Annotated in this window: 24 protein-coding genes; all 24 read left to right on the forward strand. The window is 40.4% G+C overall.

What is annotated here, in order from left to right:
* The coding region (locus G602_RS0112360) for a transposase (protein WP_026659301.1) at positions 1 to 285 on the forward strand (285 nt) is incomplete at its 5' end.
* A 141-nt stretch (positions 286 to 426) separates the two neighbouring features.
* Positions 427 to 1206, forward strand: a complete 780-nt coding sequence (locus tag G602_RS26425) for a CPBP family intramembrane glutamic endopeptidase (RefSeq protein ID WP_044932001.1) — start codon at positions 427 to 429, stop codon at positions 1204 to 1206.
* Between the two features lie 98 nt (positions 1207 to 1304).
* A complete protein-coding gene (locus G602_RS0112370) occupies positions 1305 to 2582 on the forward strand; it encodes an MFS transporter (RefSeq protein WP_026659302.1) in 1278 nt (425 codons plus the stop codon).
* 131 nt (positions 2583 to 2713) lie between these two features.
* Entirely contained in the window at positions 2714 to 4126 is a 1413-nt protein-coding gene (locus tag G602_RS26430) for an MATE family efflux transporter (RefSeq protein WP_044932003.1), read from the forward strand.
* 129 nt (positions 4127 to 4255) lie between these two features.
* Positions 4256 to 4966 (forward strand): response regulator transcription factor, encoded by a 711-nt coding sequence (locus tag G602_RS0112380; RefSeq protein ID WP_026659304.1) that lies wholly within the window; start codon positions 4256 to 4258, stop codon positions 4964 to 4966.
* 48 nt (positions 4967 to 5014) lie between these two features.
* On the forward strand, positions 5015 to 6013 hold the full coding sequence (locus G602_RS0112385; RefSeq protein ID WP_026659305.1) for a sensor histidine kinase: 999 nt from the start codon (positions 5015 to 5017) through the stop codon (positions 6011 to 6013).
* A 124-nt stretch (positions 6014 to 6137) separates the two neighbouring features.
* Entirely contained in the window at positions 6138 to 6833 is a 696-nt protein-coding gene (locus G602_RS0112390) for an ABC transporter ATP-binding protein (protein ID WP_026659306.1), read from the forward strand.
* Entirely contained in the window at positions 6830 to 9409 is a 2580-nt protein-coding gene (locus G602_RS0112395; protein ID WP_026659307.1) for an ABC transporter permease, read from the forward strand. Before G602_RS0112390 ends, G602_RS0112395 begins: the two co-directional genes overlap by 4 nt.
* A gap of 136 nt (positions 9410 to 9545) precedes the next feature.
* On the forward strand, positions 9546 to 9740 hold the full coding sequence (locus tag G602_RS26435; protein WP_196808661.1) for a hypothetical protein: 195 nt from the start codon (positions 9546 to 9548) through the stop codon (positions 9738 to 9740).
* Positions 9734 to 10807 carry an alpha/beta fold hydrolase gene (locus G602_RS0112405; protein ID WP_155829850.1) on the forward strand — a complete coding sequence of 358 codons (1074 nt, stop codon included), beginning with the start codon at positions 9734 to 9736 and terminating at the stop codon, positions 10805 to 10807. Before G602_RS26435 ends, G602_RS0112405 begins: the two co-directional genes overlap by 7 nt.
* Before the next feature lie 356 nt (positions 10808 to 11163).
* Complete coding sequence (locus tag G602_RS30440) at positions 11164 to 11337, forward strand: hypothetical protein (protein ID WP_155829852.1); 174 nt, start codon at positions 11164 to 11166, stop codon at positions 11335 to 11337.
* Positions 11338 to 11587: 250 nt separating this feature from the next.
* Entirely contained in the window at positions 11588 to 11794 is a 207-nt protein-coding gene (locus tag G602_RS0112420) for a hypothetical protein (protein WP_026659310.1), read from the forward strand.
* A gap of 74 nt (positions 11795 to 11868) precedes the next feature.
* Positions 11869 to 13494: a histidine kinase N-terminal 7TM domain-containing protein gene (locus tag G602_RS28965; protein ID WP_081675996.1), complete on the forward strand. Its 1626-nt coding sequence runs from the start codon at positions 11869 to 11871 to the stop codon at positions 13492 to 13494.
* A 17-nt stretch (positions 13495 to 13511) separates the two neighbouring features.
* A complete protein-coding gene (locus G602_RS0112435; RefSeq protein ID WP_026659312.1) occupies positions 13512 to 14822 on the forward strand; it encodes an ABC transporter substrate-binding protein in 1311 nt (436 codons plus the stop codon).
* Positions 14819 to 15307: a CPBP family intramembrane glutamic endopeptidase gene (locus G602_RS0112440; RefSeq protein WP_026659314.1), complete on the forward strand. Its 489-nt coding sequence runs from the start codon at positions 14819 to 14821 to the stop codon at positions 15305 to 15307. Before G602_RS0112435 ends, G602_RS0112440 begins: the two co-directional genes overlap by 4 nt.
* Before the next feature lie 346 nt (positions 15308 to 15653).
* Positions 15654 to 15905: a hypothetical protein gene (locus tag G602_RS0112450; RefSeq protein WP_026659317.1), complete on the forward strand. Its 252-nt coding sequence runs from the start codon at positions 15654 to 15656 to the stop codon at positions 15903 to 15905.
* A gap of 28 nt (positions 15906 to 15933) precedes the next feature.
* Positions 15934 to 16611: a response regulator transcription factor gene (locus tag G602_RS0112455; RefSeq protein WP_026659319.1), complete on the forward strand. Its 678-nt coding sequence runs from the start codon at positions 15934 to 15936 to the stop codon at positions 16609 to 16611.
* On the forward strand, positions 16604 to 17506 hold the full coding sequence (locus G602_RS0112460; protein WP_026659320.1) for a sensor histidine kinase: 903 nt from the start codon (positions 16604 to 16606) through the stop codon (positions 17504 to 17506). Before G602_RS0112455 ends, G602_RS0112460 begins: the two co-directional genes overlap by 8 nt.
* A gap of 166 nt (positions 17507 to 17672) precedes the next feature.
* Positions 17673 to 18347, forward strand: a complete 675-nt coding sequence (locus tag G602_RS0112465; protein WP_026659321.1) for an ABC transporter ATP-binding protein — start codon at positions 17673 to 17675, stop codon at positions 18345 to 18347.
* Positions 18348 to 18350: 3 nt separating this feature from the next.
* Positions 18351 to 20984, forward strand: coding sequence for an ABC transporter permease (locus G602_RS0112470; protein WP_026659323.1), 2634 nt, complete (start codon positions 18351 to 18353; stop codon positions 20982 to 20984).
* A 406-nt stretch (positions 20985 to 21390) separates the two neighbouring features.
* Entirely contained in the window at positions 21391 to 22158 is a 768-nt protein-coding gene (locus G602_RS0112475) for a LytR/AlgR family response regulator transcription factor (RefSeq protein ID WP_049945207.1), read from the forward strand.
* A gap of 149 nt (positions 22159 to 22307) precedes the next feature.
* On the forward strand, positions 22308 to 23579 hold the full coding sequence (locus G602_RS28970) for a sensor histidine kinase (RefSeq protein ID WP_207638174.1): 1272 nt from the start codon (positions 22308 to 22310) through the stop codon (positions 23577 to 23579).
* A 110-nt stretch (positions 23580 to 23689) separates the two neighbouring features.
* Positions 23690 to 23818 (forward strand): hypothetical protein, encoded by a 129-nt coding sequence (locus G602_RS31745; RefSeq protein ID WP_256374979.1) that lies wholly within the window; start codon positions 23690 to 23692, stop codon positions 23816 to 23818.
* 166 nt (positions 23819 to 23984) lie between these two features.
* Positions 23985 to 24977 (forward strand): hypothetical protein, encoded by a 993-nt coding sequence (locus G602_RS28975; protein WP_049945209.1) that lies wholly within the window; start codon positions 23985 to 23987, stop codon positions 24975 to 24977.
* The last annotated feature ends 137 nt before the right edge of the window (positions 24978 to 25114 follow it).

Below are 25114 nucleotides of genomic sequence, written 5' to 3' on the forward strand. Positions count from 1 at the left end.
GAGGCAGAGGACGCCCTCAATCGTTGGCTCTGGTGGGCAAGTCACAGCAGGATTGGTGCTTTCAAGGAACTTTACCTCAAGATCAAACGTCACAGGGAGCACATACTGAATGCAATAAGGCTAGGCATGAGTAACGCTCGAATTGAAGCTACTAATAACAAAATCAAGCTGATTATCCGTAAGGCATATGGTTTTCGCAACATCCAAAACATGCTCGATATGGTCTACTTAGTATGCTCGGATTTGAGTATTCCACTTCCTAACAGAAAACCTCGAGGCGCATGATCAGCATAAATGCTGGGGATGATGGCATTTTTCACCCACCATTACCCCTGAAGAGCCGAAAAACAGCCCCAAATGAGTGTAATCTCGGGGCTGTTTTCTGCTTGGTGATAAAGTGATGATATGAAGGAGACATAACAATATATGGAAAAACGTGTAAAATGGTACGTAGGTCTAAGCTATTTTGTATTTTGGTTTATGGTGCTGGGATTATGCGGGACAGCAAGCATGGTATTTCACTGCCCTCCGGTTGTAATGAGGATTTTATCCAATATCTGCGCATGGGCACCGACAATTGTGTTGCTTATAGGTTTTAAGTATTTTTGCCCTGACCGCAGTATTGCTGATTTTTACAAAAAAGCTTTTGGTGGAAAGATAAGCATAGTAACGCTGGTAGCTTCAGCTATACTTACTCTTGGAGCTACTATTATTACAGTATTTGTTTTGTCCTTGATTCAGGGGAAGGCATTTGGTGAGTACTGGAATCTTGGATCCTACCCGTTCTGGGCGTCATTTTTATTCTCGATCACAACGGGGCCAACAGGAGAAGAGTCAGGCTGGAGAGGATATCTTCGCCCATACCTTAATGCAAAATACAGTTTTTTCAGTGCATCAGTGATACAGGGAGTTATATGGGCATTCTGGCATACCATACTCTGGTTTGTAGATTCAGATTATATGGGAATCCAGATGATACCATACGTTCTATCCAATGTCATCGTAATGACGGGACTTTGCTTTATCATGAATCTTTTCATGCAAAAGAATGACAATCTGATCTATGGCATAGTGATACACTTTTGCTTTAATTTCCTGTATTGTTTCTTACAGGTTGATATTTGGTTTTATGTGGTTTTGTCAGCGATATACATGGTTATAATTGCGCTGATATGCTGGAAAAAGAGTACGTTGTCCAATAGGTGATAACCATTTTATGATTGAAAATAGGAGGAAGGACATGATCAATTGCAGTGTATATGCTCCATGCAGATGAAAAATATTTGTATGGAGGTTAAATAATAATGAAAAACAGAATAAAGGAATTAAGAGATTTTTACATAATCTGGATCACACAGAGCTTATCACAGCTTGGAAGTGCAATAACAGGATTTGCGCTTACGCTTTGGATGTATGAAAAAACTGGATCAGCGCTGAGTACAGCAGCGCTTACGATATGCACTTATGCGCCATATGTCATTATGAGCATTTTTGCCGGAGCTATAACAGATAAATTCGACAAAAAGAAAACCATGCTCATATGCGATCTTTTAGCGGCGCTTACGACGGTAGCTGTATTTGTGCTGTATAAAACAGATACGCTGACCATGTGGCATCTATATGCCATCAATGCCTTTTCAGGTCTTATGAACACTGTTCAGCAGCCTGCTTCGGAAGTGGCATATTCACTTATCGTTCCAAAAGAGCATTATCAAAAGACCAGTGGCTTTCAGCAGTTGTCACGTTCGCTTATTTCAATTGGCAATCCGCTGATAGCTGCAGCACTTTATGGATTGGCAGGGTTGGATACGGTTATCGCCGTAGATCTTCTGTCTTTTGCCATAGCATTTGTGGCATTATTGTTCTTTATAAAATTACCTGAGATCAAGGACGGAACAAGTAAGGACGAAAACGTGATCAAACTGGCTAAAGAGGGGCTAAAGTTCCTAAAAGAAACTCCGCTCATACTTACCGTAATACTGTTTATGGCGGGGGTTAACCTCACAGCTTCAGCCTTTGATGCAGTACTTCCGGCCCTTGTCATACCTCAAAAAGGTAACAATGTTTATGGGATCGTAACAGCATGCTCAGGACTGGCCATGGTAGCAGGAAGTTTCCTTCCAATGATCCTGCCAAAGCCCAAGGACAGGGTAAGAGTCATATATCTCACGATGCTTTTTGCGCTGGGGATAGAGAATTTTTTACTAGCCTTTGCAAGAAGCTCTGTTTTATGGTGCATAGGCCAGATAATAGGATGGGTGTTTGTTCCACTCATGGCAGCCAACCAGAATGTAATAATGCGGAATGTCATTCCAATAGAGCTTCAGGGAAGAGTATACGCTTGCAGGAATACTCTGCAGTTCTTTACTATTCCGATCGGACTTTTCCTTGGCGGACTCTTTGTAGACAAGATCTGCGAACCGTTTATGGCATTGAAAAGTAATGATCCATTCTGGACTTTTCTTTTCGGAAGCGGTAAGGGTTCAGGTGCCGCAATGATGATGTTTATTCTTGGTGTGACAGGAACAGCCATATGTATAATCTCCGGTCAGATTATGAAAAAATATAAATATACTGAGTAAGACTCTAGATTTGAATTTCAGTGTAAAACAGACCCAATTGAGTGAAACAAAGGGTCTGTTTTTTATTTGGTGATAATGTAATGATTGTGGGATGGTGAGCAAACAGACTAGAGTTAGGGAGAATTAGAGTGATGGAAAAAAAGAATACGATTTTTGGAGATGGAAAATTTTATAAAAACGTACTGGCGATAGCAGTACCAATAATGCTTCAACAGCTTATTCAGAGCATGGTGTCGCTTATTGATAATTTTATGGTTTCAGGGCTTGGTGATATATCAATGTCGGGTGTAAATATTGCCGGTCAGGTGCTTTTTGTGTTTATGGTCTTAATGAACACGATCACTATGACCGGTGGAATATTCCTTACGCAGTTTTTTGGTGCAAAAGACCGTGGCGGAATGCAGCAGGCATTTATGTTTAAATTGCTTGCCGGACTTGTGGCGCTCATTCCATACCTTATGGTGTGCCTTGTATATCCAAGAGAAATTTTATCGCTGATGGTTATTGGAAATACACAGGCGCCTCTTATCCTTGATGAGGCAGTTCCATACATGCGGATCATGGCTGTTGTGGGAATTCCCATGATCATTTCTATTTGCATTGCCAGTTCACTTAGGGATATGGGAAGAGTTAAAACACCTCTTGTTGTAACTGTAATTGCAACACTTACAAACACGGTATTCAATTATCTTCTTATATATGGAAATTTTGGCTTCCGTGCACTTGGGGTACGAGGAGCTGCTTATGCAACTGTTATAGCCAGAACATTGGAGTTTGTAATATTTGTATTTATTTATTATAAAAGCAGACCTGATTTTGCAATTCGTTTAAACAGAGATTTCATGGTAGATGGAAAGCTGTTTAAGGAAATATTAAAGAAAGGTGCTCTGATGCTTTTATGTGAGATGACCTGGGTTCTTTCAGAAACCTTAACGACGGCTATCTATAACGGAAGAGGCGGAGCAGATGTAGTTTCAGGTATGGCATCGAGCTTTGCCATAGCTAACCTGTTTTTTGTAGCATTTGGTGGAATCTACTCAGCAACTACCGTAATAATTGGAAAAACCCTTGGTGAGGGAAATCTTGAAAAAGCCCGCAGAGAAAAGACTTGGCTTTTATCAGGAGCTATCGTATTTGGTGTTGCCATGACTTTTGTCGGATTTGCTACAACACTTATCATTCCTGTTGTGTTTGGAAAGCTAAGTCCAAGTGCTATTGCAATTTCAAGGAGCATGGTAATACTTATGGCGTTTTTTATGCCTGTATGGGTACTTGTAAACGCACAGCAGGCTATTGCAAGATCCGGTGGCGACACGAAGATGGGGGCATATGCAGATGCCGGAATAACAATAGTGGTCATGCTCCCTATGCTTTTCCTGCTTGCACGATATACCGATTTCGGCCCGGTACAGATGTACCTTTGCGTAAAGCTTCTGGATATTGTCAGGACCATTATATTTTATTTTTGGCTAAAGAAAGAGCGCTGGCTTAATAATCTTGCAGGTGAACATCAGTCAGACCCACTTGCCCAGACGGCTTCATGAAGTATTGGAGGTTTGTGTGGGACTTGCTTCATATGGATTATTAGCACTACTCTGCTTATAATCTTTATATATAGATGAACAAGGAGCTTTGGCTGGTAGTATAGTAATATGTGTGGAGGAGCACATGAAATGAAGCTGTTTTTACTTGAAGATGATGACGCAATTGGAATGGGGCTTAAGTACTCTCTGGAAAAAGAGGGGTATGAGGTCGTTCATGTTAAAACAAAGGCAGATGCAGAAGACGCCTTTAGCATAAATACATTTGATATATGCATCCTGGATATCAATCTTCCGGATGGAAATGGCTATGATGTGTGCAAATTCATCAAAGAAAAAGAGGATGTTCCGGTAATCTTTCTTACAGCAAGCGATGCAGAAGTCAACGTGGTCATGGGCCTTGAGATGGGTGCAGATGATTACGTGTGCAAGCCCTTCAGGATCAATGAGCTCATGGCCAGGATCAAGACTGTTCTTAGAAGAAGTGGCAAAGGGTTGGCTAATTCCGGAGCGGAGAGAAGCGGGATCCTTGAAATAAAAAACGTCCGCATTCATACTGGCGAAGCTAAAGTTGGCTTATTGGATGAGTCGACTGAAAAAGAGGAAATGGTTGAGCTTACTGCCCTGGAGTACAGATTGCTTTTAGCATTTTATAATAACAGGGGCGTTGTTATGTCAAGAAGTCAGCTCCTTGAAGAGATGTGGGATGTAAGCGGTGATTTTGTCAACGATAATACTCTTACTGTCTACATTAAAAGACTTAGGGATAAGATAGAAAAAGACCCGGCTAACCCTCAGATCATTAAAACCGTCAGAGGACTTGGGTATATACTTGAAAAGTGATATGCAGATTTTGTGAGAACAGTATTAGCATGATTGGGGAATTGCAAAATGTTCAGAAATAAGGAATTCAAGTTTATGTTTATTACGGCAGCTGTTTTTACAGCTGCTCTTTCTGTATGTGGATATGCAATTTGTGGCGTAGCTGCAGCTGTTTTGGTATTGATCCTGGGAATAGGCATTACAACAGGGTTTGTGATGATCACAAGGCGAAGATATGCTGATATTGATGCACTGAATTCTTATCTTGTAAGAGTTCTTGCCGGAGATGAAGCCCCTGGTATTCTGGATCAGGAAGAGGGCGAACTGTCACTTCTTAAGACAAACATCTACAAGGCAACATCTACTCTTAATTATCAAAAAGATCTTTTATCAAAAGATAAGCTGGCACTTTCAAATGCCATAGCAGATATCAGTCATCAGCTCAAGACTCCTCTGACATCCATGATCGTCATGAACGATCTTTTAAAGACAGAGGATGATGAAGGGAAACGAAAGGAATTTCTTACAACCCAGTCAAATCAGCTGGACAGGATGAGCTGGCTTATTCAGACGCTTTTAAAATTATCAAAGATCGATGCAGGGACCATAACCATGAAGCCTGAACAAGTACAGGCTGGGCTCCTTGTTCAGGAAGTCATAAAAGCCTTTGAAATTCAGATGGAACTTAAAAATATAAGCTGTAAAAAACAAATTTCTGATATTTCTTTTAACTGCGACAGAAACTGGACTATAGAAGCGCTTCAAAATATTGTGAAAAACTGCATTGAACATATGGAGAGTGGAGATCTGCTATCTATAAGTACGTCGGATACCAATATCTATAAGGAGATCACAATAGAAGATACCGGCTGCGGAATAGCAGGGGAAGACCTTCCGCATATTTTTGAAAGGTTCTATAAGGGTAAAAATGCCGGCAAGGACAGCGTTGGTATAGGGCTTGCTCTTTCAAAGACCATTATTACCAGCCAGCATGGCGACATCATTGTTGAAAGCACCGAAGGTGTGGGGACAAAGTTCTCTGTGCGGTTTTATAAGACGATCATTTGAGACAAGTTTCAAAAGACCGACAATATTACAAAATTGTAATGGAAAAGTCACGGGATTGTAAGCATGGAAAACTAAACTTTTCTTAGACAATGAAAATATGTTTAAGAAGGGAGACAAAACAAAAATGAACATTTTGGAAATCAGAAACCTTTGTAAAGTATATGGGACAGGAGAGACAAGAGTTGATGCTCTTAAAGATGTCTCTTTTGATATAGAACAGGGAGAGTTTGTGGCAATCGTAGGCCCTTCCGGGTCTGGCAAGTCTACACTGCTCCATATTCTTGGCGGGGTTGACGTCCCTACATCGGGAAGCTGCAACATCGCAGGTACGGACATCGGAAAACTTGATGAGACCAAGCTTGCGATCTTTCGAAGAAGAAATATCGGACTTATTTATCAGTTTTACAACCTTATTCCGATCTTGAACGTGGAAGAGAATATGACACTTCCAATCCTTCTGGATGGAAAAAAGCCTGACAAGAAGCTCCTTAATGACCTTGTGGAAAAGCTTGGATTAAAAGAGAGATTATCACATCTTCCAAATCAGCTCTCCGGAGGTCAGCAGCAGAGGGTATCAATAGGTAGGGCGCTTATGAATCATCCAGCTCTGCTTCTTGCAGACGAGCCCACAGGTAACCTGGATTCTGAGAACAGTAAGGAGATCATATCGCTTCTTCGAAAGTTCAATAAGGAAAACAACCAGACGGTCATCATAATCACCCATGATGAAAAGATAGCTCTTTCTGCTGACAGAGTTATTACCATCGAGGATGGCCGGATAACAAGAGATTCGGGGAAAGAAGGGGTGATGGCATCATGAACATTGTATCAACCCTGACACTTAGACACCTTCTTGGAAACAAGAAAAGATCGGTGGTAACAATACTTGGAATTGTGGCATCGACGGCACTTATAAGCGCCATTATTTTGGGTGTATTTTCTTTCTTTAAGTTTTTTGGTTATCTGTCAATACAGTCTGACGGAAACGTACATGCTCAGTTCAGTGAGATCACGTATCAGCAATACGTATCACTGTCAGAGGATGACAGGATTGAAAGCGTTGGTCTGTGCGATACAACGGAGCAGAAAACTGGTGTAAGACTTAATAGCGGCAGAGAAGAGCGCTTTAGCATTGGAAATATTGAGCAGGCAGATCCTGTATATATGTCAATGAGGGTAATATCAGACTATGATGGAGTCCTTCCAACGAATTCCTCCGAGATAGCAGTTGAAGAGCAGTTCCTTATTGATAATGGCCTGGAGGATCTTAAAATCGGAGATACCCTTACCTTTGAGCAAGGCTACAGATATATGTACGATGAGCAGGGTAAATTAGTATACCTGGGAGGAAACTACAGGTCAGATGAACAGTTCAAGGCGCTGTCCACTGAGACCTGCACAGTGACAGCAATTCTTCACGGCAACAAACCTACCGGAAGCTGGGATATTATAAGATGCCTGGATGAAGGCTATTTTCCTGACTCTGAAAAGGCCCAGGTGGTAATATTGCTTAAAAACTGTGACCATACAGCGCTTAAGCAGATCAAGCACATTATCGCAGATCATGAGATCCAAAAGTACGATCTTAATACAGAGTATCTGCTTAGCTGCTTTGCTTTTGAGGGAAGCGGAGGCTCTTACAGGTCATTTTTCGTAATGATGGCAGTTGCACTTGCGATCGTGATCGCTACATCTGTCATTTTGATCTTCAATTCCATAGGTATGTCTCTTACAGAGAGAATGCGCTATCTGGGAATGCTTGCCAGCGTCGGAGCCACAGCAAGACAAAAGAGATCCTCAATTTATTTTGAAGGACTCATTCTTGGAATCATCGGTATTCCTTTGGGACTATTGTGTGGCTACATTGGAACCAGGATCACCCTGGCATTTCTTGGAAGGAGGATCCTTGAAGCTGACATTTTTGTAGGCGCAGAGGGGATGAGGGGCAGTATACCTGTAGTATGCGAGCCTTCTGTAATTGTAGCGATCGTGTTTTTTGCAGCGCTTACAATACTTATTTCAACCTTTGTTCCAGCCATCAGGGCAGCCAAGGTTATGCCTATTGATGCGCTCAGACAGATCAACGTGGTAAAGGTAAAAGCAAAGGGGCTTCGTGTGAATCCACTAATCCGCAAGATCTTTGGATATGAAGGGGAGCTTGCTTACAAGAATATAAAAAGAAATGGTGTAAAGGGAAAGGTTATTACCGCTACTATCGCGGTTTCGGTGATCTTGTTCCTTACGATCAACTTTTTCTGTAATTCAATTGCAAGAGCCAATCAGTATGAGGTTGATTTTCCATATCAGGTTGTAGCATCCTGCCTGCTTTCGGAAAGTGACAAACTTAGGAGCGAAATAGAGCAGATAGAAGGCGTTGATGATGTTTACAGCGCCGGTATGATACAGTTTTTGTTCAGAAAGTCCCCTGAGTCACATTACGAGCTGGCAAACACGGATATTGCTGATAAAAAGTTCCTTTCGCGTGGATTTGCTGACCTTAAATTAGACTGCATGGATGTGGTCATAGCTGATGATGAGGATTTTGATAAGATCCTTACAGATAACGGGCTTGAAAGGGACGAATACTATGGCGATACCTTAAGAGGTGTTCTGCTCAATGACTATTTCCGTGAAAATAAGCCCAGCGAGGTATTCAATGATAAGATCCTGGGACAGGTTCTTCACTATGATAAGGTGCAGGGAAATCCACCAGCTATAGAGATTGCAGCACTGGTAAAATATGACGGAAATAACAAGATCTATAACATGACACCTAAGACCAATATTGCTGTCTATGTGCCTGCCTCCATGTATTTTGAAAAAGCAAAAGAAGTTCTTCCCGAAGATATGCTCGTTCTGGATATGGGAGTTGAAACCTCACGTCCAGAAGAAGTCCTTGAAAGGATATATTCAATTTTGGAAGAGGGCGGATACCACAATTATTACGGTTCTAACCTTTACTCTACAATAAAGGCTATGGACGCTATCACGCTGATGCTCAAGACAGCTATGTATGGGTTCACTATTCTTCTTACCCTTATAGCCATTGCAAATATCGTTAACACGATATCAACTGGAGTGCTTCTTAGGAGAAAAGAGTTCGCCATGTATAAATCTGTGGGCCTTGACAATACAGGGTTTAAAAAGATGATAAGGCTTGAAACGCTTCTTTACGGCATTAAGGCGCTTATTTGGGGCCTTTCAATATCTCTTTTGCTCAGCTACATCATGTACTCGACCTTCGATATGAAGCTGCTTACCTTCGATCCTGACTGGCTCATGTATGGTGTCACAATGATCGCAGTCTTTGGAATTCTGGGCATCAGTATGGCTCTTAGCATTAGCAAGATCAAGGATGATAACATCATAGAAGCCCTTAAGGAAGATGCAGTATAACGTCAGATTTGAAAAATAAGTGTAAAACAGACCCAAATCAGTGCATACATGGGTCTGTTTTTTATTTCGTGATAGAGTATTATGTTATCAACAGTGCGAAAGAAAGTATAACTGACTAAAAGAATGTAGGTGAAAGATGATGGAAATAAGAATTGCTACAAAAGATGATATAGACTGTCTGATGAGTATTCGCCTTGAGATGCTTACGGTAGTGAACAACCTACCAGAAAATTATGAACATTCAGATGAAGTGATAAATGAAAGTCGTGATTACTTTTTAAATGGAGATCAGATGACTGTTCTGGCTAGCGAGGGAAAAATAGCATGTTGAAAAAAGCAACTAAAGTCATTGGTAAAATACTTCGAGGTATACTGATTGCTCTTGTGACAATAATTATTATATTGTTTGTAGTAAGGCTTATCGGCAGAGCGGTAAACGGCAGAACGCCTGACGGCGGTATCAACGAATCTATGCTTGTGGATATCAACGGAACGAAGCAGTGGATAAACATCTACGGACAGGACAAGGACAACCCCGTTCTATTGTATCTACACGGCGGACCGGGGTCCGCAACAAGTCATCTTGACTATGCGTTCACAAGAAAGTGGAGCGATGTTTATACGGTAGTCACATGGGATCAGCGTAACTGCGGAAAAAGCTATGACACTTCAAAGACGGATACCATAACCGCAGACATCATGATGCAGGACGGCAAGGAAATGACTGAATATCTGCTTGACTATATGAATAAGGATAAGATAACTCTTATGGGACATTCGTGGGGTTCACTGTTCGGCGCAAACTTAGCTCTTGAATATCCCGAATACTATGACGCATTTATCGGCACGGGACAGTTCATCGACTATACTGAGAATGAACAAAGACTGTATGAAGCTGCACAGAAATGGAGTGAAGGTGATGAAGAGGGAAAGGAACTGCTTGCAAAATGGTCTCCTAATGGTGCAGACACAGTAGATGCTCTTATGGCAAGAAACGAGATTATGGACAGGTACGGCTACGGCATGATGAAAGACGGCACAGATTATAACATCTACACTACGATACTTTTCAACCCGAACTATACGATTAAGGATTTTATCGGATATGTAAAAAACGGTGAAAAGTCATTCGAGCCGTATATGGTGTTTTTTACAGGTGATATGTCAAAGCTGTCGCTGCTTGGCAGATACGATTATCAAGTACCCTTCTACAATATAAACGGTGATATGGATTATCAGACAAACTATTGGCTTGCCTGCGAATATTTTGAGCAGGTGAGCGCTCCCCGAAAAGAAATGTTCGTGATGGAAGAAGCGACACACGGTCTGCTTGAATCACGTTCGGAAGAATTCTCTGGGATACTCCATAAAATTGCAGAAATCCAGAAGAACAGTTAAACCGTATAGAAGACGGAACAGTTGAATTTGGAGTATGAAATAAAGGGGGTGTATCTGTGAAGATAGCAGTAGTGCAACCTATGAGAAAATCAGGGACTGGGTACAGGAGCATTATGATATGCATGTGACAAATCTCAATATAGCTCAGGTTTAGAGGACAGGGATAAAAATCTCTGTCCTTTTTGAATGAAAAAATCAGTGCACAATTGAACAAAACAAGTGTAAACGGATTAGAGGTTATCTAGAAGTGATAAATATATCTTAAATGTCACTACTTCAGAGCGATGCATAAGGTCGTTGATGGCAGTTTAATCAGTTCTGATGAATATTGAATATACACATTAAGGAGGTTAGATATGAGATATAATGATATTCAGGATACAAGAATTAACTTAACATCCAGAAAGATAAGAAATGAAACCATGTCTATTGATTATGAAAAGTGCATGGAAAAGCTATTTGAGATGAAGAATGGTTGGCGCAGAGTGAATGCTTTTGGTGCAACGTTTTTTTATCTGAATGATTTTTGAAAGAAAAAGGAAGACAATATGATAAAAAAAGTAGCAATGGGACTTGCGCTTGCAATTTTGCTTGTGAGAATGGATAAACATAAAAAGCATAAAGATGAAAATGACGACTATGGTTCTGTCGGCGAGTAATTTTAGAGTGATTATAGGCTGTAAAAGGTAATCTCTTAGCGTGGCTTTTTCAAGCTTAGTGTACTACCTTGTTCTGGCGAGCGAAGCGAGAGCAGAACTTCATCATGAGGAGATCACCCAAATGGACAATCAAGCAAACAATTATGATATACCAAAGAGAGACGGAAGTGTATGGCCGGAGGACATCTGTCCAGCATACACCCCAAGAGAGGATGCAATTCCAAGCCTTAAAGGATGCTGGTACTGCAAATACGCGGACTTTCACCTTAAGGAAGAGCGGGCACTTGAGGTAGGAATCTGTAAATGGCCACAAAAGGTTATTGATTAAGTAGTATTTCTCAAACAGATTCACATGGGGACAACACTGATATACAAACATATTGATAAAGGAAAGAATCAAAAATGACCGTGCGCACTGTTCTTTTGGTAGCAATCATAATAAGCATATTTGCCCTGCTTTTTGAGAGCTTTATTGTCTTTCGGAATCTCAAAAATAAGCTCCATGGGTATCTGTTTTTTAACTGCATTGCAATGCTTGTCAGCAATACAGGGTATCTTTTGCAGCTCCTTTCTAAGACGGAAGATGCTTACATTACTGCGCTTAAGTTTTCGTACGTCGGGAGAGTCTGGATAGTCTTTTCCCTGTTTATGTTCACGACAGAGCTTCTTCATATCAGAATTCCCAAATATGTTGCCAGGATACTTTTAGTGTTTAATGTAGCTGTGTATGTCCTAATCTTTACGCTTAAGGAGCATATGCTTTACTATTCCAAGATATGGTTTGATAAGACCGGGATATTTCCGGTTCTGCTGCACAGGAATGGCATTGTACATAAGGTGTTTATGCAGTATCAGACCATAGCAATAGTCATTATTTTATTTTTGCTGATCCGATCAGTAAGGAAGCACAGTGGAAAGACTGCCAGAAAGCGAGTATTCATTATCCTTGGAGGATTCTTAGTTGCTGCAGCTCTTTATATCATGCAGATTGCACATGCATTCTTTATTACATATTATTTTGATATTTCCATATTCGGAAATGTAGCAATCACTATCTCCATGTTCATAGCCATATTCAGATACAATCTTCTCGGGGTTATCGACATGGCAAGGGACTATATTGTTGACAGGCTCTCTGAAGGAGTTATTGCTCTGGATGAAAATGGTAGATTGCAGTATTACAACGAACATGCAAAAGAGCTTTATCCGAAAATAACGGATGCCCCAATGAGTGTTGTGAATACACTCCGAGAGGCTGTTATAAAAGGGGATATCATTAAGGTGGGCGACAAGTACTATACACCTCAGGAAAAAGAGCTATCGGCAGATGGCGAGGTCATTGGCAAACTTTATGCCCTTGTTGATTCGACAGCCCTTAAGCAGAGGGAATATCAGCTGAAATCTGATGCTGCTATATTAGAAATGGCAGCGAATAGCATGCGTGACCGACTGAGTGCAGCTGAAGAACTCCTGACTCAGGACAGGGCAATGCGCCATGACAGGAGACATTTTGAGGCACTGGTTTTATCCCTCTTGCAGGATGGAAAAGTGGATGAAGCCAGAAAATGCCTTGAAGAGAGATTGTCGCAGGAACCACGCTCAAGTAAACGTTACTGTGAGAATACGACTGTTAATGCTGCTCTCATGCATTATGTGACGCTTGCAGAGCGGAATGATATAAAGGTAACTGTATCTGCAAATATTCCGAATAAAACAGGTGTTGATGATATGCAGCTTGCAATAGCTATTAGTAACCTTCTTGAAAACGCCATCCATGCCTGCGAAAAGCTCCCGGAAACGGAACGCTCCATAGAGATTACTGCAAAATATAAGCAGCAGCTTCTGCTTGAAATCGTTAATTCCTGTGAAGGAAGGTGTAAGCTTGATGAAGACGGGTATCCTATTACGGATAAAGAGGGTCATGGCATCGGCACCAGAAGTGTCCTTGATTTTGTGAAAAAGACAAACAGTGAGATCCGGTATGTTGCCGAAGATAACAGATTTAAGGTGCGTATGATAATAGGCTGATGCGAGGAAAAGTGTTTATGAAAAAAGGTGCTTTGTTTCTTTTATCTATGATTATATGCTTTAGTGCTCTTACAGGTTGTGGATCCAACGAATATGAAGGGAAAACCACCATAATCTTTCAGACCTGGAACCCTGCAGATTCAGGCCCTGACAGCCCAATCTACAAGATCATAGATTCCTTTGAAAAAGAGAATCCTGATATTCATGTGGAATATAAGTTTGTCACCTCAGGCGCATACCAGGAACATATGCGTGTTGAGCTGATTGGAGAGAACGGACCTGATGTTTATGGGATAAGCTCTGGATCGGCTTTCGATGCATTCAGGCTGTTTGAGGAGAATCTGACGCCGTTCTGTGAAAATACCTGGGGAGGAGACTTTCAGGATAAATTCCTTGATTCGTGTCTTGCGCGAGTGAGTGATGATAACGGAAATGTTTATGGCCTTCCGCTTGGACAGACCTACGCCGGATATATGTGGGCAGACGTAAATATGCTAAAAAGCTACGGCCTGGATGTCCCGACTTCATATAAAGAGATGCAGGAAACCTGCCGTATACTTCAAGAAAACGGGCAGTATCCCCTGGCTATCGGTGCAAAGGATTCCTGGATGAATCTTGATCTGTGGATGTCCATTGCTGCTGACTGTGACAGGGATGCTTTATATGATGCAATAGAAGGCAAAGCTTCCTTCGAATCTGAGCCTATAATAGAATCCTTCAGAATATGGCAGGAGTCATTTAGTAATGGAGTATTTCAGGACAATGCAATAAAAATGCCAATTTACGATACTGTAAACGACATGTTTCAGCGTGAGGGCAGGATACCTATGTTTGTAAATGGGTCCTGGGCCATGAATATGTATACGGTAAGTGATGAAAAGACCAGGGCAGTTTTTGATGCACAAGGAGCTGATCACGAGGCTTTTCTGATCGACTGGAATGATGATGGAAAAGTGTCGCCGGTTACAGCAAATGTAGATGTAATACTTTGCCTGAATCCTGAGTCCCGTCATAAGGAGGCAGCTTTCCGTTTCATGGCGTACCTGGTAAATGAAGGGCAGGAGCTGCTTGTCAATCAGTATCTTGAATATATGCCATCCCGTGCTGACATGGAGCTGAATGTCAAGAACCTAAGCAAAGATGGGATAAAGAATCTTGACTATATTATAGAAAACGGTAAGGCAAATGTAGCCGGAACAAGAGGCATAAAGTACGAAGACCTAAGCCTTGCCGTATGCGATGCACTTAAAGATCTGGAACTATCACGCATTACTCCGGAGGAGGCAGCCAGCCGGATAGAAAAAATATCCCAGAAAACAATACGATGAAGGATAACTCTACTCTACGTAGGTACCGTTATCAGAAAAAACTGATCTACAATCTGTGCATGGAGGCTTCGCTAAGGGGATTTTGTTTTAACAGGTTAAGAAAAGTATCATCACTTGTTATTGCAACAGTTCTTTCTGCGATCATGTTTGGAGTGATTCATCTTAATATCAATCAGATGTGCTACGCAATTGTTCTTGGAATTATATTTGCCCTTGCAAATTTTGCCAGTGGGAGCATTTGGACATCAATAATCATGCATACAATCATTAACAGTATAGGATTCGTTGCAGTGTTAATAATGGATTTGACAGCAGCTAGTGAAGGACTTGAAACTGCTGAGGCGTCTGAGGTGATAAGGACCCAGGGAAATACGATGCTTACAACAGGTCTTGTTCTTCTGGTAATTTCAATAGGTTTTTCCTTCCTTATCAAAAAGGTTCTAAGGAAGATTGCAATTAGTGAGAACAATCAGGAAGCTTTATAAAGGCCTTACTGCAGATTATACTGTCAGTCCCGCCGGCATTGATATTATCAATATGCACCGGGATTATAGCCGATGGATCAGCTTTATGCAGATTCCAGATAACAATTCTTCCGCCCCCGGTTGAACATATGCTTGAGAATAAGCATGGAATGTTTGATACTGAACAGGCTGACTTTAAGTATGATGGCGTAAATGGAGATGCTGCTTCGTTATGCAGATTACTTGAAGAGAAAATTGCTGTATGAGACCGGATTATATCAATAAAGAGTTGATTTACTACCTAAAAATTATAAAATTTAGGTAGTAATTTTTTTACGGGGAAATACTTGGAGGAAATGGGGAAATAATGATATTTCGAAAAATGCAAGAAAATGAATATGATCTTTTAAAGGATTTTCTATATGAAGCTATCTTTATTCCGGAGGGTGCCTTGCCACCTGAAAAAGATATCATAAATCAGCCGGAGCATAAACTCTACTACGAGGACTTTGGGGTGTTTAAGAGCATTGTCTCTGGAAAAGATAATCTACAGGAATTTCTGGATTTGATTCTGGAGGCTGAATTCGAGAAAAGATATATCATTCACTTTGGAATATGACACAAAAGATGTTATTAGGTGAGGAGCTATGGAACAGATTCTTATTGTTGAGGACGATACAACTTTAAATCAGGGGCTATGCAAGGCTTTAAAAGAAAATGACAGGCAGATTGTGTCTTGTGAGAGCATAAGTGAAGCAAAAGAACAGTTGTCTCTTGGTACAGTTTCTTTTGTACTTTTGGATATCAATCTTCCGGATGGAAGTGGATTAGACCTGTTAAAAGAAATCAAAGAAAAAACACCCACTGTACCTGTAATTCTTTTAACTGCTAATGATACGGATAAGGATATTGTTACAGGACTTGAGCAAGGCGCTGATGATTATATTACAAAGCCTTTCTCCCTTGCTGTTCTGCGTGCAAGAGTAAATACTCAGCTGCGAAAGACTAATCATGGAAATGATTTAGGTGTATTTGCTGATGGTATTTATGCGTTTGACTATAATAACATGGTTTTTTCTGTAAATGGTAAAACTGTGGAACTATCGAAAACTGAGCAGCGTCTGTTAAGAGTACTGACAGACAATGCAGGGATGACCGTAAAAAGAGAAACTCTGATAGACAGACTCTGGACTGATGGGGCTGAATATGTTGATGAGAATGCATTATCTGTTACTGTAAAACGGCTCAGGGATAAGCTTTCTGCGCAGGAAAAGATTAAAACAGTATATGGGATAGGCTATAGCTGGGTGAAAGAGAATGGATAAACTTATTTTTGTAATCGGCATTTGCCTTATGCTTATCGCCTGCATGGCAATCGTTATTAACAGAGTAAAAACCAGGAAATTATTTGACTCCCTGGAAAGCATGATTCATACGGCAATGAATGGGGAGTTTGCACCAGAGCATTTTGATGAGGGGCGGTTATCTAAACTGGAGTCGGAGCTGTCGGATTTTTTAAGCGCATCTTCCATCTCTGCACAGAACGTTAAGGATGAACGTGATAAGATAAAATCCCTTATTTCAGATATTTCCCATCAGACCAAAACACCAATCTCAAATCTTATTCTATATAGTGAACTTCTGGAGAGTGCTGATCTTACCGGGGATGATAAATCAAACGTCGAAGCTATACATTCACAGGCAGAAAAATTAAGGTTCCTGATAGACAGTCTTGTAAAACTTTCAAGGCTGGAAAACGGGATTCTGTCACTTGAGACTGATAATGAAGAGCTTAATCCATTATTACAGGATGTTGCCATGCAGCTTCGGGAAAAGGCTGAGGCTAAGAACTTAAAACTGGAGCTTGAATATACTGATGCAAGGGCACTTATTGATAAGAAATGGACGCAGGAAGCAATTGTAAATATCGTAGATAATGCTATCAAGTATACTGATCAGGGAAGTATTACGATCAGTACAAAGGATTACGAAATGTTTGCCTGCGTAGATATCAGTGACACCGGCATAGGTATACCTGAGGAAGAATCAGCGAAAGTATTCCAGCGTTTTTATCGCGGAAGCAATGTGAAATCGAAGGAAGGTGTTGGGATTGGCCTACATCTTGCCCGAGAGATAATATCAGGTGAAGGAGGCTACATTAAGTTAAGTTCTAAGCTGGGAGAAGGAACTACGTTCTCTGTTTTCCTCCCGAAAAAGTGAAATATGACAAAACTGTAAGAATTGAAGCAATGTCTTGAAAGATTCTGGAAAGATTTGTATGTGATAATCATCTGTATAGGAGATCGGTAGATTCCTGAATGCATTTTCCTTTTTGCATTCAAGAAGTCATTCTCCTTTACAGGTGATTTTGTTTGGGAGGCTCAGAATGGAAATATTACGTGTATCAGATCTGAAAAAGACATATGGAAAAGGTGATACAGCAGTAGAGGCACTGAAAGGGATTAATCTTTCGGTACAAAAGGGAGAGTTTATTGCAATAGTTGGTACATCCGGAAGCGGTAAGTCAACTTTGCTGCATATGCTTGGAGGGCTTGACCGCCCAACTTCAGGATCTGTTTCAATCGATGGAAAAGATATTTTTACTTTAAAAGATGAAGAACTTACCATATTCCGCAGAAGGAAGATTGGCTTTGTATTCCAGTCTTTTAACCTTGTCCCGGTTCTTTCTGTATATGAGAACATTGTGCTGCCGATAGAACTTGATGGTAATATCCCTGACAAGGAGTTCGTGGATCAGATTATTGATACCTTGGGGCTCACAGAAAAGAGGAATGCTTATCCTAATCAGCTTTCCGGAGGACAGCAACAGCGTGTTGCAATTGCAAGAGCGTTATCTTCAGCACCGCAGGTCATTCTGGCAGACGAGCCCACAGGAAACCTTGATTCAAAGACAAGCCAGGATGTATTGGGGCTTCTTAAGGTCATTGGGGACAAGTATTCACAGACCATCATCATGATCACGCATAATGATGAGATTGCCCAGATGGCTGACCGAATCATAAGGATAGAAGACGGCCTTATAGTGTCAAAAGAGGTGTGAGGTATGAGGGACGACAGAAGGATGAAGGGACCAAGGGTCAATAATAGGAAAGTTATAAGAAAAATAGCATTAAAAACAGTAAAAGCGAATCATAGAAAAAGTATGGTGGTCATAGCTGCGATTGCGCTTTGTACATTTATGTTTACAGCTCTTTTCACAATTGGAGGAAGCATAGTATCAAAATTTCAGGAATCAACTGCAAGACAATCGGGAGGCACATCTGATGCAAGTATTAAGAACCTCACTGAGGATGAATATAACAGGATTGTAGCTGATTCCAAGCTGAAAGAAGTATCAAAGAGAATATATGTCGGAAATGTTGTGAATCAGGAACTTTTAAAACTGTATACTGAGGCAAACTATTGCGATGAAACAAGTGCAAGAAAGGGGTTCTGTTATCCTGAAGTAGGCCATCTTCCGGTAAAGGAGGACGAAATTGCAGTCAGCAGCCTGATCTTGCAGGCTTTTGGGATGGATGCGAGAAATACTTCTGAATATGAATCATTGATTGGGAGTATGCTTCCTCTGCAGATTGAAACCGGGAAAGGTATTATAGAAAAAGAATTCAGGATTTCAGGAATCTACACCGGCGACAGGATATCCATGGCTCAAATGGTATTGGTATCTAAGGCTTTTCAGGACAAATATTCTCCGACACCGACGGTTTCGTTTTATGAAGATGGTTCCATGGGAACTGTTGATGATCTTTATGGAAGAATTTGCGCAGATATAGACTTTTATTTTCCGTTTGATATCAGTGGCCAGACATATAAAACGGTTGTAAGGAATGGGTTTCCGGATAATACAGAGATTGGTGTTAACTGGGCATCATCAGTGGGAACAATGGACCTTACTACTGTTTTACTGATGATAATAATGCTTGCAACATTTTTTGTTTCGGGATATCTCATCATCAGCAACGTATACAGGATAAATATCTATACTGACATACGCTCATATGGGCTTCTTAAAACAGTTGGAACCAGTAGCAGACAACTTAAAAATATAGTGAAATGGCAGTCTGTTTATCATGCTGTACCTGGGATTATCATAGGCGTGATAGGAGGATTGATTGTTGGCAGCCTGCTTCTTCCACTTGTCATGAGCCAGCTTGTATTCTCGGAAACAACTGACAATAAGGCTGTGATTAATGTCTGGGTATTGGCTTTTTCAATTCTCTTTTCCTATTTCACAGTAAGGTTATCGGTAAGGAAAGCAGTAAGGCTTGCATCAAAGGTAACACCTATAGAAGCTCTCAGATATACTGAGAATGTCAGCGCCTGCAAAACAAAGAAGCATAATGGGAAGTTTACTCCTGTGAGTTTTGCTTTAAGGAATGTTTTTAGGGAAAAGAAACGCTGCTTTTATGTTGTGCTTTCCCTTGCACTGTCGCTGGTTGTGTTAAACAGCGTACATACGATGATCATCGGATTTGACGAGAGTAAATATATATCTAATTATGTCAAAACAGACTTTTCAGTTGCAGATGCAATAACAGATAATCTTGGAGCAACCGGGCAGACTTATGACGGGGTTACCGATTCATTTATCAGTGAACTTAAGAAGCAGGATGGGATTCTGGACATAGGAAATATATATGCTGAACAGTATTGCTATCAGGAACTAGGTGACAGGGATTTTGCTCGTTTTGAGGAAAGGCTTCTTGACAATGAAAATGTAGATACATGGATGAGGGATGGGGCTTCATATGCTGCCGGTGATGGAGAAATCGAATATCTGAATGAGAGCACTGGAACGGTTGCCAAAGTTTATGGTATGGATGATTATGCTGTCCGTAATCTGGATTTTGTTCAGGGAAAATATGATAAAGATAAATTTAAGACCGGTAAATATATCATCGTAAACGAGTATAATAACGGAGGCGATAAAGAGAGTAGCCTTGTTCCATATTTTCTGCCGGGTGAGACCATTGCTGTAAATAACAATGTCGGAGAGACAAGAGAATATGAAGTTTTGGCAACAGTAAGCATCCCTTTTTCTATGAGAATACAGAACTATACGGATATGGACGTTAATTATGTTCTACCGTCAGAAGAATTTCTGGATTTCTTTGGGGATAGAACACCTATGAGGACACTCGTTGATACTACTGATGAAGCAGAACCTGTTATAGAAAAATGGATGGCGGACTATACAAGTAATGTTGAGCCATCACTAAAATATTCATCAAGAGCTGTATACAGAAAAGAATTTGATGGACTGATAGGTATGTTCAAGGTTGTAGGCGGACTTTTGACAGCTGTGCTCGCACTTATAGGTATTCTGAATCTGATAAATACCCTTGTGACATCAGTGCTTTCAAGAAGACTTGAACTTGCCATGCTTGAGGCTGTTGGTATGACAAAACGCATCCAGAGGACAAGTATCTGTTTCGAGGGCATCGTATATGGTGGACTGGCATTGATTTTTGGAATGATTCTTAGCAGCGTATTTTCGGTTCTTTTGGTAAAGAGTATAGGAACGGAGATGTGGTTTTATACATATAGATTTACTCTGATGCCGATCATGATTGTGACACCTGTTATGCTAATTGTAGCGGTGATCATTCCTGTGGCGATCTATAGCAGAACTATGAAGGAGACTGTAGTTGAGCGATTGAGGTTAGCGGATGCCTGAAAATGTGTTAACATATTTTCTAAGGTGTCAAAGCTGAAATTATAGTGGCTAAAAGGCATAGAAAAACTTCTGAAATGTCTCAAAGCAGACAAAGCGCATAAAAGGCAGGATAGATATTCTTATGCACTTTTCTCACTGTAGCCGCGAATCCTTAATTTAAGAAGAAATAATGTCCACTCATGACATAAAACTGACCATTCATAACATTGACCTATAGAGAGTGCTGGCATAATGTTATGATTAAAATATAGTTGGAATTCAAAAAGCTTACATGAATAATCATGCTAAGCTTTTTGTTATGTCTATGGATATGACTTTGTTATTAACTGCTATGTGATTTTGGCTTTTGGGCAGTATGTATGGAAATGGAGATAAAACGTAAAAACAGAAAGTAGGTTCACATCTTATGGGAAAAATGTGTTTTGCAATCTGTGATGATGAAAAAGCAGTACGAGAATTACTTTACGGATGGCTTTCCGGAAGTGTGTATAACGCAGAAATAAAGGAGTATTCATCAGCTGAAGACCTCATAAAGGACATAGATTCAGGAACAAAAATAGATGTGCTTTTTCTTGATATAGCTATGGGTGGTACTGATGGAATTGAGGCAGCCAAAACTCTGGGGGAAAGAATTGAAGAAAGTGGCCGCAGTATCAGGGCTTCAAGACCACTTATCATATTTGTTACCGGTATTCCCGACAGAATGGGAGATGCTTTTGGTGTAAGGGCTTACGGTTATCTTCTTAAACCAATATCTAAGGCCGCATTTGAGTCTGAACTTCGAAGAGCAGTGGAAGAACTGAAAAAAATGGATGCCCAGATGATATGTGAAGCTACATATGAAGAGGATGCAGGGGAACAGTACACAACTATCCAGACAGGTGGAATAACAATACAGATAGCCATCAAGGATATTTTATATGTAGAAAGTAATGGCCGGAAAACTACTGTACATCTTAAAGGCAAAAACTATGAAGTGTATAAAAGAATGTCAGAATTTGAAGATGAACTGGGGAAAGAGTTTTTCAGAATACATAGAGGATATCTTGTGAATTTGAACCATATCAGAGGGTACACAAGGACAGAAGCCATTATGGACAGCGGAGATTCTATAATTATTTCCAAATATAAATATGCAGATTTTGTTAAAGCATATATGGATCATATTTTGTGACGAGGTACTTGGTGTATATGTCAGAAGTGCAAATTAGGATAATAGAAGAATTTTATGGAGTATCAATAATTCTGATACGAGGCATCTTTTTGTATTTTTTCATGGGCCTGTTTATAAAAAAAGAGGTCTTGAACAGGGGAAAGAGGATTGTGTTATCAGCAGTAATTACGATTGAGGCATTATGCCTGTATTCTCTTCCTTTCCCTGTAAAAGGGCTATTTACCGTAATAAGTGTTCTGACAATCGCAGCAATATTTTATTTTTATGACAAAAAAGCAATGCCACACATGATCTTTGTGTTTTTCCTCTGGCAGAACGTATATTATGTCTGGCATTTGATTAATACAGCAGCTTCTAATTCAATAACAGACATGGTCATAGGAAGTATAGATTATTCGCTGGAAGGAGCGATAGAAGAACTGTGGCTCAGGATGTTTTTGCTGATGCTTGCTCAAGTAATATTTATGACTGTCATGGTGTGGGGAGAATTTTTATTAATAAAAAGGATTTGTCCAGAACAGTATGATATGACCTGGACAGAAGCAGTCTATCTTTCAATCTACTCTGCGGTATCTTATTTTATCTCATACATGATCGTAGATGTCATGGTTGTTCCGCTACAAAAGGAAGTATTTGTTTTGCTGGACGAAAAGAGAAGTCTTAGATATACTCTGCCAATTCTTGCAGTGCTTATCTTTATAGGTGAATTATCAGCCATAGCAACCTGGCAGCGGTATAGGCGCTTAAAGGAAGAAGACCTTTTGCTTCAGGAACAGGTGCAGGAGCAGGAGTTTCTGAGAAAAAAGATAGAATTTACTGAAAAACATCACGATCAGATCAGGACTCTGCGTCATGATATGGCAGGGAAGCTGATGATTTTAAAGAGTTTTATCGAGAATAATCGCTATCAGGATGCAAGTGATTTTTTAAGTGAAATGGATATAGAGCTGAATGCCAGTGGGGTGAAATATTCTACAGGTAATCCGGTTACTGATGTTGTAATAAATGAAGCGGCAACTCAGGCAGAAAAGCAGGGATGTACCTTTGAGTGTGAGTTTTCTTACCCTGAGGATAAGAGTATCAGTGCTATGGATATGGCTATTGTACTCAATAACCTTTTAGATAATGCATTGGAAGCGGTGGCATTGGTATCGGAAAAAGAACGATTTATTAAGCTATACGGGACTTCAAAAGATAACTTTTATCTGATAAAAGCAGAAAATTCCTATGATGGAACTGTTATACGGGACAAAGATAGCTCAATAGTTAGCAGGAAAAAGGAAAAAACAGATAATGGGCAGCATGGTATTGGGCTAAAAAGTGTAAAAAACATCGCAGAAAAATATCTCGGCGGAGTCAAAGTGGAGACGGGAAATAATACTTTTATCGTTACGGTAATGCTGCAGTCAAAAGAAAAATGACTATTCATTACATTAAACTGTCCGTTCGTTACAATCCTATTTAATTGTCTCATTTCATGGACGATACTTGAAATAGCAAAGGAAAAAGCTCCTTATGAGGAGGTGATCGCATGAATTTTGGGATGGATTATGTAGGCGCGCTAATGAGCAGGATTGGTGGTGCCGGCTCAGTTTGGAGCAGCCATGGGCTTACCGGGAACTATGGACTTTCATCATTTTTAGGAAACTGGCTGGCGTAAGGGAAAACTACATAGATTAAAGCTACGGAAAGCGCTTTTTGAGCAGAGCACTTAGTGAGGTATTGCCGAACTTAGTGCGAGCCATGCAAGTTCACTTAGTGAGGTTTTTTCGAACTTAGTGAAGCTTGCAGTGAGATATTTGACAGAAGCTTAAGGAGGGCTCTATATGCGAATTGATCAGAGTGAAATAAACAGTACAGCTTCAAGGTATTATGATAAACAGTACGGCCAGACGGGAAAAGGCAGCAATATGGGATTTGTTGGCCTTGTCGATAAAACAACTGAGACTGAAACGACAACCTATGAAGCCAAGGGAACAGTCAAAACTACAGATGGTAGAAGTATTGATGTTAATATGAACGCCTCTATGGAACGATGCAAAGTGTCAGAAGTTTTTGTACCGATGGCTTCTCCGCTAGATGCGCTGTTTGATCCACTTATCATAAATACAGGATCCGACACTGCAGAGCTTAGTGATAAGAAATTCAAATTTGACTTGGATGCAGATGGAAAAGAGGATGAAATCTCTACGCTTGGTGAAGGAAGCGGATTCCTGGCACTGGATAAAAATGGAGATGGCAAGATTAACGATGGAAATGAGCTTTTTGGAGTGAAAAGTGGTGATGGCTTCAAGGATCTTGCAGAATATGACATAGATGGAAATGGATGGATAGATGAAAATGATGAGGTTTTTGATCAGCTCAAAGTGTGGTACAAGACTGAAAGCGGTGATGAATTAAAGAGTCTTAAGGATGCAGGTGTCGGAGCGATTTTCCTTGGAGCAGAAGAAACAGAATTCAGAATGGATGGTGCAGATCAGGTTCTTGACGGAAAGATCCGGAAAACAGGCATGTTCCTAAAAGAGAACGGGGGAGCAGGGACTATTCAGCATGTGGATATGGCTATAAAAGGACGCGAGGCTGAGCTATTATCGGATGAAGAAAAGCTAGACCAGTTGATGGAACAGATAAGAAATCAGAATACTCAGAATCGACAGAGAAACAATAATAATACTAACGCGCAGAGGAGAGCTCAAAAAGCTGCCAGACAAAAGAAGCAGCTTGAGGAATATTACAAGAAAAAGGATTATCAGAAACAGTTGACTGAGGAAGCTATTGAACGTCGTGAAATGCTGCAGGATCAGAATAAGCTTGCCTGATAAATAATATCCTTTCGGTTATTTGCTGGTCGAATACAATTAGCTTCCAGGTGACACTGATGTAAGCTGATGCAAAAGGGATTTTGAATACTAAAACATAAAAAATGTGCTATAATTCTAATTGTAAAGATGGAAAT

This window comes from Butyrivibrio sp. AC2005 (assembly GCF_000424145.1).
Classification (GTDB): Bacteria; Bacillota; Clostridia; order Lachnospirales; family Lachnospiraceae; genus Butyrivibrio.

Coding starts and splice junctions, on each gene's coding strand:
- G602_RS26425 (WP_044932001.1), top strand. CDS start 427: ATGGAAAAACGTGTAAAATGGTACGTAGGTCTAAGCTATTTTGTATTT.
- G602_RS0112370 (WP_026659302.1), top strand. CDS start 1,305: ATGAAAAACAGAATAAAGGAATTAAGAGATTTTTACATAATCTGGATC.
- G602_RS26430 (WP_044932003.1), top strand. CDS start 2,714: ATGGAAAAAAAGAATACGATTTTTGGAGATGGAAAATTTTATAAAAAC.
- G602_RS0112380 (WP_026659304.1), top strand. CDS start 4,256: ATGAAGCTGTTTTTACTTGAAGATGATGACGCAATTGGAATGGGGCTT.
- G602_RS0112385 (WP_026659305.1), top strand. CDS start 5,015: ATGTTCAGAAATAAGGAATTCAAGTTTATGTTTATTACGGCAGCTGTT.
- G602_RS0112390 (WP_026659306.1), top strand. CDS start 6,138: ATGAACATTTTGGAAATCAGAAACCTTTGTAAAGTATATGGGACAGGA.
- G602_RS0112395 (WP_026659307.1), top strand. CDS start 6,830: ATGAACATTGTATCAACCCTGACACTTAGACACCTTCTTGGAAACAAG.
- G602_RS26435 (WP_196808661.1), top strand. CDS start 9,546: ATGATGGAAATAAGAATTGCTACAAAAGATGATATAGACTGTCTGATG.
- G602_RS0112405 (WP_155829850.1), top strand. CDS start 9,734: ATGTTGAAAAAAGCAACTAAAGTCATTGGTAAAATACTTCGAGGTATA.
- G602_RS30440 (WP_155829852.1), top strand. CDS start 11,164: ATGAGATATAATGATATTCAGGATACAAGAATTAACTTAACATCCAGA.
- G602_RS0112420 (WP_026659310.1), top strand. CDS start 11,588: ATGGACAATCAAGCAAACAATTATGATATACCAAAGAGAGACGGAAGT.
- G602_RS28965 (WP_081675996.1), top strand. CDS start 11,869: ATGACCGTGCGCACTGTTCTTTTGGTAGCAATCATAATAAGCATATTT.
- G602_RS0112435 (WP_026659312.1), top strand. CDS start 13,512: ATGAAAAAAGGTGCTTTGTTTCTTTTATCTATGATTATATGCTTTAGT.
- G602_RS0112440 (WP_026659314.1), top strand. CDS start 14,819: ATGAAGGATAACTCTACTCTACGTAGGTACCGTTATCAGAAAAAACTG.
- G602_RS0112450 (WP_026659317.1), top strand. CDS start 15,654: ATGATATTTCGAAAAATGCAAGAAAATGAATATGATCTTTTAAAGGAT.
- G602_RS0112455 (WP_026659319.1), top strand. CDS start 15,934: ATGGAACAGATTCTTATTGTTGAGGACGATACAACTTTAAATCAGGGG.
- G602_RS0112460 (WP_026659320.1), top strand. CDS start 16,604: ATGGATAAACTTATTTTTGTAATCGGCATTTGCCTTATGCTTATCGCC.
- G602_RS0112465 (WP_026659321.1), top strand. CDS start 17,673: ATGGAAATATTACGTGTATCAGATCTGAAAAAGACATATGGAAAAGGT.
- G602_RS0112470 (WP_026659323.1), top strand. CDS start 18,351: ATGAGGGACGACAGAAGGATGAAGGGACCAAGGGTCAATAATAGGAAA.
- G602_RS0112475 (WP_049945207.1), top strand. CDS start 21,391: ATGGGAAAAATGTGTTTTGCAATCTGTGATGATGAAAAAGCAGTACGA.
- G602_RS31745 (WP_256374979.1), top strand. CDS start 23,690: ATGAATTTTGGGATGGATTATGTAGGCGCGCTAATGAGCAGGATTGGT.
- G602_RS28975 (WP_049945209.1), top strand. CDS start 23,985: ATGCGAATTGATCAGAGTGAAATAAACAGTACAGCTTCAAGGTATTAT.